The sequence below is a fragment of the Streptomyces sp. AP-93 genome (assembly GCF_022808175.1).
Taxonomy (GTDB): Bacteria; Actinomycetota; Actinomycetes; order Streptomycetales; family Streptomycetaceae; genus Streptomyces.
In genome coordinates this window covers 546,535-560,736 of the sequence record NZ_JALGBX010000002.1, presented here as the reverse complement: position 1 = coordinate 560,736, position 14,202 = coordinate 546,535, and the positions used below count along the sequence as shown (strand labels likewise).

The window sequence follows — 14,202 nt, the reverse complement described above, 5'->3', positions numbered from 1 at the left end:
TCAGAAATACGGGCGATATCGGTCCGACTGAACGTTCGACGTGCCGTACAAGTTCCTGGGCAAAGCCTTTCCCATGACCCGTCAGAGCACTGTAAGCCGGACCTGTGAGTCTCCCCCATCCTTTATCTCCGACATTTCGGACGCATCTCCAGAAGTATCCGCAGGGCTCTCCCCGACATCCGGCCCCCTCCCGGTGGCACCATGAGCCGGTGACCCACGCAACGCCGCGCACCATCCAGGTCGTCGCCCACCGCGGCGCCTCGGAGGATGCCCCCGAACACACGCTGGCCGCCTACCGCAAGGCCATCGACGACGGGGCCGACGCCCTCGAGTGCGATGTCCGGCTCACGGCCGACGGCCATCTGGTCCTGGTCCACGACCGGAGGGTGAACCGCACCTCCAACGGCCGCGGCGCCGTCTCCGCCCTGGAGCTGGCCGATCTCGCCGCCCTCGACTTCGGCTCGTGGAAGGACCGGGAGGAGTCTCCCGACTGGGACGCGGACCCCGAGCGGACCTCCGTGCTCACCCTGGAGCGGCTGCTGGAGCTGGTCGCGGACGCCGGGCGGCCGGTTCAGCTGGCGATCGAGACGAAGCACCCGACGCGCTGGGCCGGACAGGTGGAGGAGCGCCTGCTCTTCCTCCTCAAGCGCTTCGCGCTGGACGCCCCGCCGGCCGAGGGGCCGCACCCGGTCCGGGTGATGAGCTTCTCCGCGCGCTCCCTGCACCGGCTGCGGGCGGCCGCGCCGACGGTCCCGACCGTGTACCTGATGCAGTTCATCTCGCCCCGGATGAGGGACGGGCGGCTGCCGGCCGGAGTGCGGATCGCCGGGCCGGGGATGCGGATCGTGCGCAACCACCCGGGCTTCATCCGCAAACTTCAGGCCGCCGGGCATTCCGTTCACGTATGGACCGTGAACGATCCGGAAGATGTTCAGCTCTGCGCTGATCTGGGTGTGGAAGCGATCATCACCAACAGACCGCGACAAGTTTTGTCACAGCTGGGCCGCTGACATCCCGCTTTGCACCTCCGCCACAGGCGTCACACCCGTTACGGGGTGTGCACCGGCGCATCCGCTCCGCGTTCGGTCGCCGTGAATGCGTCAGAGGGCGCCGGTCCGACGGTTTCCGGTCCAGGCCATTGGGGCATCCAGACCATGCGTGGGGCTAAGGAGGTTCCGGGGGTGGCGTTGATGGTGGCACAAGAAGTGCCCACGTCGTCGTGCATGGACGTGTCCCATGGTCCTGCGGGCGTGGGCGAGGCGAGGCACCGGATGCGCGAGCAGCTGCGCATCAGCGGAGTGTCCGAATCGATCGTGGATGACGCCGTACTGATCCTTTCCGAACTGCTCAGCAACGCCTGCCGGCACGGCAGACCGCTGGGCGCGCGGGAGATCGGGGACGGTGGGATACACGCGTCGTGGCGCGTCGACAAGGCGGGGCGGCTGACGGTCGAGGTCACGGACGGCGGCGGGCCCACCCGCCCCATCCCGGCCAAGCCCTCGGTCACCGCGCGGGGCGGTCGGGGGCTGAACATCATCAGCGCCCTGGCCCAGGACTGGGGTGTCCGGGACGGAGCGGCGGGTGAGGTCACCGTATGGGCGACCGTTGCCTGTGGGCCCCGGCACGAAGATTTCGCTACGCGCGTTGCGCCCCCGGCGATCGATTTCAGTACGGCCTTCGACGATCTGGATGCCTGATCCGATCGGTGATCGACCGCGGGTGGACGGATGGCGGCCGTCCGGGAGTGCACGCCGACCGTGCTCCCGGCCGCACCCCACCGGTTGTGGCGGTACGAACGGCTAGGCTCGCGCCCAGACCGACGCCGTACCGCCGCAACCGGGAGACACCCACGATGGCCAAGAAGCGCCCCGCCGCGAAGTCCGCAAAGCCGCAGCTCAACAACGGGGAGATCCCGGTGGTGGGCGCTCGCGAGCCCTGCCCCTGCGGATCCGGGCGCCGTTACAAGGCCTGCCACGGCGCGGCCGCCGCGCACGCCGTCACCGAGCACGTGGCCCGGCCGTTCGAGGGCCTGCCCGGCGAGTGCGACTGGGTGGCGCTGCGCGAGCTCGTCCCCGCCGCCACCGTGCCGCTCACGCTCAAGGGCGGACTGCCCGAGGGCGTCCCCTCCGTCACGCTGGTGACCGTACTCCCGCTGGCCTCGCCGGCACTGCGCCGCGAGGACGGCTCCGTCCTGCTCGGCCTGCAGAACGACTCGACCACCGGCGACCTCGCCCGGGACATGGCCGACACCCTGGAGCGCGCGCTCGTGGCCGAGCCCGGCACCGTCGTCGCGGCCCGCCGGGTTCCGGCCGAGGGTCCGCGACTTCAGGATCTCCTGTCCGCGGACGGCGGTTTCGAGCCGGTTGTCCACAGCGGGTTCGAATTCTGGATTCCGGAAGCGGAGAGCGCCCAGAGCGCCTCCCCGGAGGTCGCCGCCTCCCTGGAGCGCGCCAACGCGGCCGCCATCCCGACCGTCAAGCTGACCGGTGTGGACGCCGCCTACTGGTGCGAGACGCCGGACAAGAACCACCTGCGCTGGGTCATGCCGCACCCCGAGGAGAAGCTGCTCGACGCACTCGCGCGCCTGCACGCCGCGGGCACGTCCTCGCTCGGCGAGGGCACCAAGCTGGTCGGCTCCTTCCGCGCCCACGGCCTGATGGTCCCCGTCTGGGACCTGCCGACCGGGGTCTCGGCCGAGGACGTGGAGAAGCCCGCGGCCGAGCTCGCGGAGCGGCTCGCCGCGGCCCTCGCGACGGACGCGCCGCTGACCACGGAGGAGCGCCGGGCCCGCGGTGGCCTCACCAACCGCCAGGTCACGCTCAGCTGACCGGGTGGCCGGCCCCTTCGCGGGCCGGCCACGCGGGTCCACGGAGGGGCTCCGGGAGGGTCACCGGTGACCGGTCACCGGTGATCGGAGTCACAACTCCCGCTAATCGCCTGCAAATCGGTGTCTGAATATCAGAGATCGAATTTGCGAACAGGCGATCTCTTGTTACCGTTCTTGTAGCCCGGTCGCTGGTGCATCCCCCGTCGCCAGCGACCGGGCCCTTGATTTTCCGGTGGCGCTCAACCGTCACCTGGTACCGGTGAGTTGCTCCCGGACCGCAGGAGCAGAGCTCCTTCATCATCCGGAACTGCAAATTCCGCTACAGCCGAGTAGTCCTCCGGCGCCCCGGCCGACTCTTCCCTCGGCGTTTCGCACAGCCCCGGTTCATCGCCCGCGCCGACCGCGCAGCGGATCTGCACCGTGCGCCCCGCCGGGCCCATCACCGTGAGCACCGCGTCGAGCGCGCGGCCGCTGGTGTTCCGGTAGTAACTGCGCCCCCACGTCCGGCCCTCGCCCGACAGGACGCACGTCTGCGCCTCCACCCCCTGCGGGGAGGACAGTTCGGGTCCGCAGCGGGCGTCCGTACGCGGCTGCTCGACCGGGCCCGGGCGCCCCGGCGCGGCGGCGGAGGCCGGCGTACGGGACCGGCCGGAGGCGGAACCCGCTCCCGGAGCATCCGAATCGGCTGAGCCCTCGGATTTCTCGGAGGCCTTGGAGTCCGACGCCCCCGGGTCGCCCTTGGGCGGGTCACCGAGGCCGAAGGCGGAGAACAGCCCGCCGCCCTTTCCATCGCTCTGACCGGCGAAATCCGGCCCGGCGATCGCTCCCGCCAGCGGGAGCGACAAGATGATCAACACACCGGCGCCGATACCGATCAGGCGGAGATTCATTCGCCGAAGATAGCGATCCGGGAATGGGGCACGGAGATCCCCGCGCCCAATTCCCTTGGAAACTCGTCTCGCTGGCACCCGTACGAGTGATCCGTCAGCGCACGGGCGCCAGTACGCGAGCCCGAGCACGCGAGCCTCAGGACGCGAGCCCGGGTACGCGAGCCCCACCACACGAGCCTCAGTACACGAGCCCCAGTACACGAGCCTCAGTGATCGAGACTCAGTACGCGAGCCGGCTCCCGCCGCCCGAGGCCCCGCTGCTCGCCTCCACCAGCGCGTCCACGACCGCCTCCACCTCCGGCAGCCAGATCTCCCCGGCGCCCGCGGGCTCACGCTCCCACCGCACCTGGCCGCCGCCGATCGCGGCGGAGGGCGGCAGCAGCAAGTAGCCGCCCTCGCCGTGGAAGCGCAGCGAGGAGGGCACGTGGTCCTTGGCGTAGAGGATCTCGCCGAGCCGCTCCAGCGAGTACGGCGCCACGAGCAGCGACCACCGCGTGGGCGTGGCCACGATCGGCCCGAGCCGCATCCCCTCGGCGTCCAGTCGTACGACGGCACGCGCGGCCGCCGCGGCGGGCAGGCTCACAGCGCAGGGCGCACTCCCGCCGGTGGCCAGCAGGATCGGCGCACCCGCCCGGTTGGCCCACCACCAGGACACCATCCGTGGGTCGGCGGTGGCCGCGAGCAGCCCGGGATCGAAGGGGTGCGCGCCGGGCACCGCGCAGTCGGGGTCGGGGCAGGCGCACCGGGAGCTGTCGACGCCGGAGCGTCCGACGCCCGGCAGCAGGGGCCAGTGCCAGGTGGTGGCGCAGGTCAGCGCCGCGTCGAGGAGACCCGGCGCATCACCCTGCGGCTGGGCGGGGCGCAGGGATTGCAAGCGATTGCGGAGCCGCTGGAGACGCCTTCCGAGGATCTCGCGCATGAGCGCTCGTTCCTTTCCGTTGAACGCCGAGGGCCACATCACACCATGTAAGCGGTGGTTCACTACACGTACACGTTTCGCGTCACTGTCCGCCTGAAGCAGGTTCACACGGTTCGTGCAGTTTTCTTACGGGTCCATGAAACGTCCGTCGGGGGCGGTACGCGACCCGGGAGCGCGCGGGGGACGGCTGTCGTCGATGGGGACGACGGGCCGTGCCCGACGGTTCCCGGCGGGCACCGGGCTGCGCCAACTCTCCCCGGGTGCAACGGATTACGTACCCGGCCCGGCCGACGGACTCGCCCAGTCGACCGCAAAAACCGTTCGCTTCCCGCTTTTTCCGGCCAAGTTCTAGCCCTGACCGGACAGTGAGTTGCCGTCCCACGGACACCAGGATTCCCACGTGGGCAATGCTGGACATCGCTCCTCGTGTGCGTGTAGATGTGGATTCATTGATAGCGGCGCAGCATGATCTGGGGGTTTGCGATGCTATATGGCGAATCGCACCAGCTGGAAAGGCGGACGCCATGAGCGCCCCGCATCTGCCGAAAGTGGCTGGAATCGATCCAGCTGTCACAGCGTCCCCGCACACTGTGGCGCCCACACCGCCGCCCACGGCCGTGTCCACATCGACGAGCCCGCGAGCGGTCCACGCACCGGCGCAGGGCCCCGCCGCGAGCTCGGTCATTCAGGACCGCCTCGCGGGCATGGTCTCCGACCTCACCACCCTCCACGAGCTCACCGAGCGGCTCGCCCGCGCCAGTGACCTCACCGCCTCCCTCCAGGAGTTCCTGCGGGCCGGCGCGGCCCTCGTCGGCGCCCGTCGCGGCCTGATCGTCCTGGAGCCCTCCGACGGACTCGGCCCCACCACCACGATCGGCCTGGGGCTCGGCCACGCCGACCTCGGCCACATCGAGACGGTGCCGCGCAGCGCCACCTCGTACGGCCGCATCCTCGACGGCCTGCCCGACGCCAACGGCGGCTCGGAGGTCCTGCCCGAGCCCGGCACGACCGCCGGCGCCGGCGGCGACGGGTACGCCACCCCCGTCGACCCCCGCCACCGCGAGGTCGCCGCCCGCCTCGGCTACGCCGCCAGCTACGCGCTGCCGCTGACCGCCGAGGCCACCGGCCGGCTCGGCGCAGCCGTCTGGCTCTACGACGAACAGGCCGAGCCCAGCGACCGCCAGCGCGACCTGGCCGGGCTGTACGTCCGGCACGCCGCCGAGCACCTGGCCCGGATGCTGGAGGTGGAGCGCGCCCGCTCCAGCCTGGCCACCGTCGCCGAGGAACTGCTGCCGAGCCGGCTCCCCCGGATCCCCGGGGTCCAGCTCGCCGCCCGGCACCACACCGGCCCGCACGGCGGAGGCGACTGGTACGACGCGCTGCCGCTGCCGGAGGGCGCCCTCGGGCTGGCCGTCGGCTCCGTCACGGGCTCGGGACCGAGCGCCGTCGCCGCGATGGGGCGGCTGCGCGCCTCTCTGCGGGCGTACGCCGTCATGGAGGGCGAGGACCCCGTCGCCGTCCTCTCCGACCTGGAGCTGCTGCTGCGCCTGACGGAGCCCGCGCGCTCGGCAACCGCGCTCTTCGCCTACTGCGAGCCCGCCGGGGGCCAGGCGGGCGGCCAGACGGGCGGCCCGGCGGGCAGCCGGGGGCGCAAGCTCATCCTGGCCGGGGCCGGGCACACCCCGCCGCTGCTGATCGGCGAGCGGCGCACCGAGTACGTGGAGACCACCCTCTCCGCGCCGCTCGGGATGCTGTCCTGCTGGGAGGCTCCTAGCGTGGAGATCGAGCCCGCACCCGGAGAAACGGTGCTGCTGTACACGGACGGGCTGCTCCGGCGCACCGGGGACCCGATGGACCGGGCGTACGCGCGGCTGCACGCCGCCGCCGCGGGGATCCCCCGTAGCGCCCGCGAGGACCCGGCCGCCATCTGCGACCACATCCTGCGGACGGTTCTGCCGGACGGCGACGGGGACGGGCCCGCCCTCCCGGCGGACGCCTCCGAGGACATCGTGCTGCTCGCGGCGCGGTTCGAGTGACGCCGGGGCGGGTCGCCTGGCTGTGACGCCGGGCGGGTCGCCTGGCGTGTGACGCCTGGCGTGTGACGCCCGGGGTGTGACGAGGACGTAAGAAGCGGGGCGTGTGACCTGGTTTGGCGGATTTGTCACACGACCCTTCGGGGGGCGTCCGCTCACACATACGATGGATGAGGTCCATACCCGGTCCGTGTCCGTCGTACTGAGGAGAAGACGTGGCTGACGAGCTCACCCCGGAGACCCCGGAAGAAGAGCAGCCCAAGAAGAAGCACAAGCAGCGCAAGAACGGGCTGTACCCGGGCGTCAGCGAGGAACTCGCCGCGAGCATGCGCACGGGCTGGGCAGACACCGAGCTGCGCGGACTGGAGCCGATCGCTCAGGCCGCGCACACCGCGGCCCGCCGCTCCGCGCTGTCCCGGCGCTTCCCCGGCGAGCGCCTCGTCGTCCCCGCCGGACGGCTGAAGACGCGCTCGAACGACACCGAGTACCCCTTCCGCGCCTCGACCGAGTACGCGTACCTCACCGGCGACCAGACCGAGAACGGCGTCCTGGTCCTGGAGCCCGCGGGGGAGACCGGCCACCACGCCACCGTCTACCTGCTGCCCCGCTCCGACCGCGAGAACGGCGAGTTCTGGCTCTCCGGCAGCGGCGAACTGTGGGTCGGCCGCCGCCACTCCCTCACGGAGGCCGAGCAGCTCCTGGGCATCCCCGCCAAGGACGTGCGCAAGCTCCCCGAGGAGCTCGCCGAGGCCGAGGGCCCGGTCCGTAGCGTCCGCGGTCACGACTCCGTCATCGAGACCGCCCTGACCGACAAGGTCACCAAGGAGCGCGACGAGGAGCTGCGCGTCTACCTCTCCGAGGCCCGCGCCGTGAAGGACGCGTTCGAGATCGGCGAGCTGCAGAAGGCCGTCGACTCCACCGTCCGCGGCTTCGAGGACGTCGTGAAGGTGCTCGACAAGGCCGAGGCCACCTCCGAGCGCTACATCGAGGGCACCTTCTTCCTGCGCGCCCGCGTCGAGGGCAACGACGTCGGCTACGGCTCCATCTGCGCCGCCGGCCCGCACGCCTGCACCCTGCACTGGGTCCGCAACGACGGAGACGTCCGCTCCGGCGACCTGCTGCTGCTCGACGCCGGTGTGGAGACCCACTCCCTCTACACCGCCGACGTCACGCGCACCCTGCCGATCAGCGGCACGTACACCGACATCCAGCGCAAGATCTACGACGCGGTCTACGCGTCCCAGGAAGCCGGCATCGCCGCCGTCAAGCCGGGCGCGAAGTTCCGCGACTTCCACGACGCCTCCCAGCACGTGCTCGCCGAGAAGCTCGTCGAGTGGGGTCTGCTGGAGGGCCCGGTCGAGCGTGTCCTGGAGCTCGGTCTGCAGCGCCGCTGGACCCTGCACGGCACCGGTCACATGCTCGGCATGGACGTCCACGACTGCGCCGCCGCGCGCACCGAGGCGTACGTCGACGGCACGCTGGAGCCCGGGATGTGCCTGACCGTCGAGCCCGGTCTGTACTTCCAGGCCGACGACCTGACCGTGCCCGCGGAGTACCGCGGCATCGGCGTCCGGATCGAGGACGACATCCTCGTCACCGAGGACGGCAACCGGAACCTGTCGGCCGGGCTGCCCCGCGCCTCGGACGAGATCGAGGCGTGGATGGCGCGGCTCAAGGGCTGACGCCTCCGCTCGTACGCGCCGATGGGCGGGACCCTCCACGGATTCCGCCCATCGGCGCGTCTACGACACCTTCAGCAGTGAGTCGTCCCGCCACTTCAGCATCTTGTCGAAGCTGACCACGGCGCCCCGGCCCGGCCGGTTGCGGAAGCGGACGTGGTCGGCGAGCTCCTCGATCAGGTGCAGTCCCCGGCCGTGCTCGGCGAGGGACGGTCTGCGGCGGGCCACCGTCGCGGGCGGGAACCCCGGGCCCGAATCGCTCACCTCGATGCGGCAGCGGTCCCCGTCCAGATAGGCCGTGACGTGGTACGCCCCGGTCCCGTCCGGGGATCCGCCGTCCGGGAATCCGCTGCCCGGGCATCCGCTGCCCGGGGCCGCGTCGTCCAGGTACGACGCGTCGTCCGTGTAGCCGGAGCGCGGGCCTGGTTCGCGGCCACCGTGCTCCACCGCGTTCGCGCACGCCTCGCTCAGCGCCACCGACAGGTCGAAGGAGATGTCCGGGTCAACCCCCGCGGTCTCCATCGTCCCCAGCAGCAGCCGCCTCGCGAGGGGCACACTCGCTGCTTCGCGCCTCAAGTGGAGAGACCACCAGATGCTCATACTGTTACCTATTGCCGCCCGGGGCCGGGGCTAAGCCCCCGAGGGCCGACAGAGCCCTCGTTCGGCCGATGCGGCTCTCCCGGGCGGCGGTGTATGCGGTGCGGGTGGGGGAGTGCCCGTGTGCGGGTGGGGGAGTGCCCGGCGCGCGGGTGGGGGAGTGCCCGGCGCGCGTGCACGGACCCACGCCCGGGATCCGTGCACGGAAATGCGAACCTGCTGCCGCACCTGCCGTATGCGGCGCCTAAGGCCAGTGCGATGATGGCCCGGCCATGACTGCCTCCCCCCACGCGACGCAGGCCGGAACCGGCCTCAGGCTGATCCGGGCCGCGGTGTTCACCGCGGTCTGTGTCGTGCTGTCCGCGGTCGGGCACGCGTTGGCCTCCTGCGCGACGGTGCCCTGGTGGTCCCTCTGCGCCAGCTTCGTCGCCGTCTTCGCAGGTGCGGCCCCGCTCGCGGGACGCCGGCGCTCGCTGCCCGGCATCGCCGCCGCGCTGGCGGGCGGACAGCTCGCGCTGCACACGGTGTTCGGCCTCGGCCAGCACAACGTCCCGGCGGGCGGCGGTACCTCCTCGGAGACCTCGCTCGCGGCGCTGGCCGCCCAACTGGTGTGCGGGGGCAACTCCGTCCCGATCCACCCGTCGGACGCCCGGCGGATCCTGGAGAGCGCCGGGCTGGACCCGGACGCCGTGGCCGCGCAGGCCGCGACACAGGGGCACATGGCCCACGCCCACCTGGGGCAGGGCCTCGTCGAACCGGCCACCGGACTGGTCGGGCTGCTCAGCCCGGCCATGCTGATCGGGCACCTGCTGGCCGCACTCGCCGCCGGCTGGCTGCTCGGGCGCGGCGACGCCGCGCTGTTCCGCCTCCTCGAACTGTCCAGGCTCTCCGCCGCGGCCGGACCGGTACGCCCGCTGCGTGCCGCGCTGGCCTACGTACGGGCCCTCGGCGCGGGCCTGGCGGGCCGGCCCGCCCGTACCCCGCGGGCAGCGGGCGACGGGGCCGGCCCCGCCCTCTCCACGGGCCGGGACGCACTCCAGCACACGGTGATCAGGCGCGGGCCGCCCACGGCATTCGCCCTCGCAGCCTGAAGCGGCACCTCTCCTCCCCGGGACTCACGACGGGAGCACCGGTGCCGCGAACTCCGTGCGCGCCGCGCGCGGAGCCACCGTCACCACAGCTTCCGTGGAGTGTTTCTGCCATGAAGACCTCTCGCGTCTCCTTCGCCGCCGCCCTCGCCGCCGGGTCCGTCCTCCTGCTCTCCGGCACCGCCTTCGCCCACGTCGGCGTGCAGCCCGTCGGGGAGGCTGCCAAGGGCGGCTACGCGACGCTCAACTTCAAGGTCCCCAACGAGCGCGACGACGCCTCGACCACGCAGCTCGAAGTCAACTTCCCGGCCGACCAGCCACTCACGTCCGTCATGCCGCAGGACATCCCCGGCTGGACGTCCACCGTCGAGAAGACCAAGCTCGACAAGCCGCTCACCGTGCACGGCAAGCAGGTCAACGAGGTCGTCACCAAGGTGACCTGGTCCGGCGGCAAGATCGAGGCCGGCAAGTTCCAGCAGTTCCCGGTCTCCGTCGGCAAGCTGCCCGAGAACGCCGACCGGATGGTCTTCAAGGCGATCCAGACCTACGACAACGGCGAGGTCGTCCGCTGGATCGAAGAGCCCAAGGAAGGCGCCGCCGAACCGCAGACCCCGGCGCCCGTCCTGAAGCTGACCGCCGCCGGCGCCGACCACCACGACGCCGCTGCCAAGAAGCCCGCGGACGAGGCGAAGAACTCCGACGCCGGCCACAAGGACGGCCAGGACGGTCACGACACAGCCGCCGCCAAGAGCGGCTCCGACACGACCGCGCGGGCCCTCGGCATCGCCGGCATCGTCATCGGACTCGGCGGCGTTGCCTTCGGCGTCGCCTCGCGCCGCCGCACCTCCTGAGCTCCTGAGCTCAGGAGCTCCTACTGACGTGACGATCCCGCGCAGCCGGCCGGTCATCCGGGCCGGCCGGGCTCGCGGATCCACCCGTACCATCCCCGATCCCAGGGACTTTCCATGCGCACCACACGTGTGACGCTCGCCGCCCTCGTGGCGGCGACCGCCCTCACCCTCACTGCCTGCGGTGGTGAACCGGCCAAGAACGGCCAGGTCACCCAGATCAGCGAGAGCCAGGCGAAAGCCGGCTCCGCCACCGTGCTCGACCGCCCCTTCGACAAGCCGGACGCCGTCCTCACGGACACCACCGGCAAGCCGTGGAACCTGCGCGAGCAGACCAAGGGCAAGCCGACGCTGATCTACTTCGGCTACACCCACTGCCCCGACGTGTGCCCCCTGACGATGAGCAACATCGCCGTCGCCAAGAAGGCGCTTCCCAAGGCCGACCAGGACAAGCTCCAGGTCGTCTTCATCACCACCGACCCGGAACGGGACACTCCCGAGTCCCTCGGCGCGTGGCTCAAGGGCCTGGACCCGGCATTCACCGGGCTGACCGGGGACTTCGCCACCATCCAGGCCGCCGCACGCACGCTCGGCATCGGTATCGAGGCCGCCAAGACGGACGCCGGCGGCAACGTCGTCTCCATGCACGGCGCCCAGGTCATCGTCTTCTCGCCCAAGACCGACGAGGGATACCTCCTCTACGGCGAGAGCACCACCGTCGATGACTACACCAAGGACCTGCCGAAGATCGTCAAGGGAGAGAACCCGTGAACACCCGCACCACCCGCACCCTCGCCGCCGCACTCTCCCTGACGGCCGCCCTCGCCATATCCGGCTGCTCCTCGGAGTCCGGGTCCGAGTCCGCTTCCGGTGACGCGCCGAAGCTGACGGTCAGCGGCGGCTACATGCCGGAGCCCGTGAACGACAAGATGGCCGGCGCGTTCATGGTCATCAAGAACGGCTCCAAGACGGCCGACAAGCTGACCGGCGCCACGAGCACGCTCTCCGACGATCTGCAGATCCACGAGACCAAGGATCAGAAGATGCAGCAGGTCCAGTCCATGGACGTGCCCGCGAACGGCGAGCTGAAGCTGGCGCGCGGCGGCAGCCACGTCATGTTCATGGGGCTCAAGAACACCCCCAAGGTCGGTGACAAGGTCACCATCGAACTGCGCTTCGAGAAGTCCGGCCCGGTCAAGGTCGAGCTGGACGTCAAGGAGCGGACGTACAAGGCTCCGACATCCACCGACGGCACCGCCCACTGACGGACCGAGGGACTGACACGCCATGACGGCCACCGCCCCGACCCCATCCACGGCCCGCGTCCGTGCCACGGCACTCCTGCCGCGGCTCACGCTGGTCCTCGCCGCTCTGCTGGCAGCCTTCTTCGCCGCTGCCGCGCCGGCCTCGGCACACGCCGCGCTGACCGCGAGCGACCCCACGGACGGGGCGGTGGTCGCCACGGCGCCCGCCCAGATCACCCTCTCCTTCTCGGAGGGGGTCGCCATGAACGGCGACTCCATCCGCGTCCTGGATCCCCAGGGCAAGCGGGTCGACACCGGCGAGCTGCGCGACCTCTGCAGCGGGAGCATCATCCGCTACGGCACCGCCCTGCGCCCGGGGCTGCCGGACGGCACCTACACCGTCGCCTGGCAGGCCATATCCGCGGACAGCCACCCGATCTCCGGCGCCTTCACCTTCTCCATCGGAGCCCCCTCCGAGACCGCCGTCTCGCTTCCCTCGCGGACGGCGGGTGACGGGCCCGTCGCCGTCGCCTACGGCATCGCGCGCTACGTGGCCTATGCCGGGTTCGCCGTGCTCGTCGGCGCCGCCGCCTTCATCCTCCTGTGCTGGCGCCGGGGGGCCGCGCAGCGGTCGATGCAGAAGCTGGTCGTACGGGCCTGGGTCGCGCTCACCGTGGCCACCCTGGTGATGCTGCTGCTCCGCAACCCGTACACCGGGTCGGGGAACTTCGCCGACGCCTTCGACCTGGCCGGGCTGAAGACCGTCCTGGAGACCAAGTCCGGGGCCTCGCTCGTCTCGCGGCTGCTTCTCCTCGGCGCCGCCGCACTGTTCATCACGGTCCTGTTCGGCTCCTACGCCCGGCGCCACGCGTCGAACGGATCGAACGGATCGAACGGATCGAACGGCTCGGACGGCCCCGGCACCTCCGAGGTCTCCGAAGAGGACGCCAAGGGGGAGAGCGACCTCGTCTTCGGGCTCGGCATCGGCGGGACCGTCGTCGCCGGCGGTATCGCCGCCACCTGGGCGCTGTCCGAGCACGCCTCCACCGGCATCCAGCCCGCCCTCGCCATGCCCGTCGACATCCTCCACCTGCTGGCCGTCGCCACGTGGCTCGGCGGACTCACCGCACTGCTCGTCGCGCTCCACAAGGTCCCGGGGATCGAGCGCACGGCGATCCGGCGCTTCTCCACCGTCGCCTTCACCAGCGTTCTCGTCCTGGCCTGCACCGGCACCTACCAGGCCTGGCGCCAGGTCGGGAGTTGGTCCGCGCTGACCGGGACCGACTACGGGCGACTGCTGCTCATCAAGATCGGCCTCGTCGCCGTCGTCGTCGCCATCGCCTACACCTCCCGGAAGTGGACCTCGAGGCTGGCCGAGGGCCACGCCCCCGATGTTTCACGTGAAACATCGCCCGTGACCGTCACCCCGGCCGCCACCGCCGTTCCCGACGCCGACGCCTCCGACATCCCCGACACCTCCGGCACCGCCGCCTCCGATCCCCGGCGCGCAGCGCAGCTCGCCCGCCAGAGTGATGCCCGGCGCACCGCGCGGGAGAAGCAGGCGCGCGATGCCGACCCGGACCGCGCCGGCCTGCGCAGGTCCGTGCTCGCCGAGGCGGGCGTCGCCGTGGTCCTGCTGGCCGTCACCACCATCCTCACCAGCACCGAGCCCGGCCGTGCCGCGGAGCTGGAGGCGGGTCGTGGCTCCACCGCCACCGCCGTTCCCGACCGCGCGGTCAAGGTCACTCTGCCTTTCGACACCGGCGGTCAGAACGGCAAGGGCTCGGTCCGGCTCCAGCTGGACCCGGGCCGCATCGGCGCGAACACCCTCCACGTGTGGGCCGAGACCCCCGACGGCAAGCCTCTCGACCTGCCCGAGCTCAAGGTGTCATTCACCTTGGAGGCCAAGGAGATCGGCCCGCTTCCGGTCCTCCCCGAGCGCGCCGCTCCCGGGCACTGGACCGCATCGGGCGTCCAGCTTCCGCTGGCCGGCGACTGGCGGATCGACGTGACCATCCGCACCTCCGACATCGACCAGACGACCGTCCAGAAGAACGTGAAGATCGGCTGACCAGCG

General features: G+C 71.6%; 13 protein-coding genes. 10 read left to right on the top strand and 3 right to left on the bottom strand.

From position 1 onward, the window contains the following. The first annotated feature begins 209 nt into the window (after positions 1-209). The 3 genes from MTF69_RS05775 (at position 210) to MTF69_RS05765 (ending at position 2,827) form a co-directional block, all read left to right on the top strand. Entirely contained in the window at positions 210-1,010 is an 801-nt protein-coding gene (locus tag MTF69_RS05775) for a glycerophosphodiester phosphodiesterase (RefSeq protein WP_243331263.1), read from the top strand. A 180-nt stretch (positions 1,011-1,190) separates the two neighbouring features. Beyond that, complete coding sequence (locus MTF69_RS05770; RefSeq protein ID WP_243331380.1) at positions 1,191-1,697, top strand: ATP-binding protein; 507 nt, start codon at positions 1,191-1,193, stop codon at positions 1,695-1,697. 155 nt (positions 1,698-1,852) lie between these two features. After that, positions 1,853-2,827, top strand: coding sequence for a DUF5926 family protein (locus MTF69_RS05765; protein ID WP_243331261.1), 975 nt, complete (start codon positions 1,853-1,855; stop codon positions 2,825-2,827). Positions 2,828-3,066: 239 nt separating this feature from the next. On the opposite strand, the gene MTF69_RS05760 is transcribed toward MTF69_RS05765, so the two are convergent. Then, positions 3,067-3,717, bottom strand: coding sequence for a hypothetical protein (locus MTF69_RS05760; protein ID WP_243331258.1), 651 nt, complete (start codon positions 3,715-3,717; stop codon positions 3,067-3,069). Positions 3,718-3,937: 220 nt separating this feature from the next. Then, on the bottom strand, positions 3,938-4,636 hold the full coding sequence (locus tag MTF69_RS05755) for a bifunctional DNA primase/polymerase (protein WP_243331255.1): 699 nt from the start codon (positions 4,634-4,636) through the stop codon (positions 3,938-3,940). A 407-nt stretch (positions 4,637-5,043) separates the two neighbouring features. Here MTF69_RS05755 and MTF69_RS05750 point away from each other — a divergent pair, with 407 nt between their 5' ends. Together MTF69_RS05750 and MTF69_RS05745 are read left to right on the top strand one after the other, a co-directional pair. After that, positions 5,044-6,672 carry a PP2C family protein-serine/threonine phosphatase gene (locus MTF69_RS05750; RefSeq protein WP_243331254.1) on the top strand — a complete coding sequence of 543 codons (1,629 nt, stop codon included), beginning with the start codon at positions 5,044-5,046 and terminating at the stop codon, positions 6,670-6,672. Positions 6,673-6,884: 212 nt separating this feature from the next. Next, positions 6,885-8,351: an aminopeptidase P family protein gene (locus MTF69_RS05745; protein WP_243331252.1), complete on the top strand. Its 1,467-nt coding sequence runs from the start codon at positions 6,885-6,887 to the stop codon at positions 8,349-8,351. A gap of 60 nt (positions 8,352-8,411) precedes the next feature. Here MTF69_RS05745 and MTF69_RS05740 read toward each other — a convergent pair whose 3' ends face one another. After that, the gene (locus tag MTF69_RS05740; protein ID WP_243331250.1) at positions 8,412-8,948 is read right to left on the bottom strand and encodes an ATP-binding protein; all 537 of its coding nucleotides are present in this window, start codon (positions 8,946-8,948) and stop codon (positions 8,412-8,414) included. A gap of 269 nt (positions 8,949-9,217) precedes the next feature. Here MTF69_RS05740 and MTF69_RS05735 point away from each other — a divergent pair, with 269 nt between their 5' ends. The 5 genes from MTF69_RS05735 to MTF69_RS05715 all read left to right on the top strand — a co-directional run bounded on the left by MTF69_RS05735 (position 9,218) and on the right by MTF69_RS05715 (position 14,196). Further along, positions 9,218-10,036: a hypothetical protein gene (locus tag MTF69_RS05735; RefSeq protein WP_243331249.1), complete on the top strand. Its 819-nt coding sequence runs from the start codon at positions 9,218-9,220 to the stop codon at positions 10,034-10,036. Positions 10,037-10,146: 110 nt separating this feature from the next. Then, positions 10,147-10,884, top strand: a complete 738-nt coding sequence (locus MTF69_RS05730; RefSeq protein WP_243331248.1) for a YcnI family protein — start codon at positions 10,147-10,149, stop codon at positions 10,882-10,884. A gap of 114 nt (positions 10,885-10,998) precedes the next feature. Beyond that, complete coding sequence (locus tag MTF69_RS05725; RefSeq protein ID WP_243331247.1) at positions 10,999-11,652, top strand: SCO family protein; 654 nt, start codon at positions 10,999-11,001, stop codon at positions 11,650-11,652. Beyond that, on the top strand, positions 11,649-12,146 hold the full coding sequence (locus MTF69_RS05720; RefSeq protein WP_243331246.1) for a copper chaperone PCu(A)C: 498 nt from the start codon (positions 11,649-11,651) through the stop codon (positions 12,144-12,146). Before MTF69_RS05725 ends, MTF69_RS05720 begins: the two co-directional genes overlap by 4 nt. A 22-nt stretch (positions 12,147-12,168) precedes the next feature. Continuing rightward, positions 12,169-14,196 (top strand): copper resistance CopC/CopD family protein, encoded by a 2,028-nt coding sequence (locus MTF69_RS05715; protein ID WP_243331245.1) that lies wholly within the window; start codon positions 12,169-12,171, stop codon positions 14,194-14,196. The last annotated feature ends 6 nt before the right edge of the window (positions 14,197-14,202 follow it).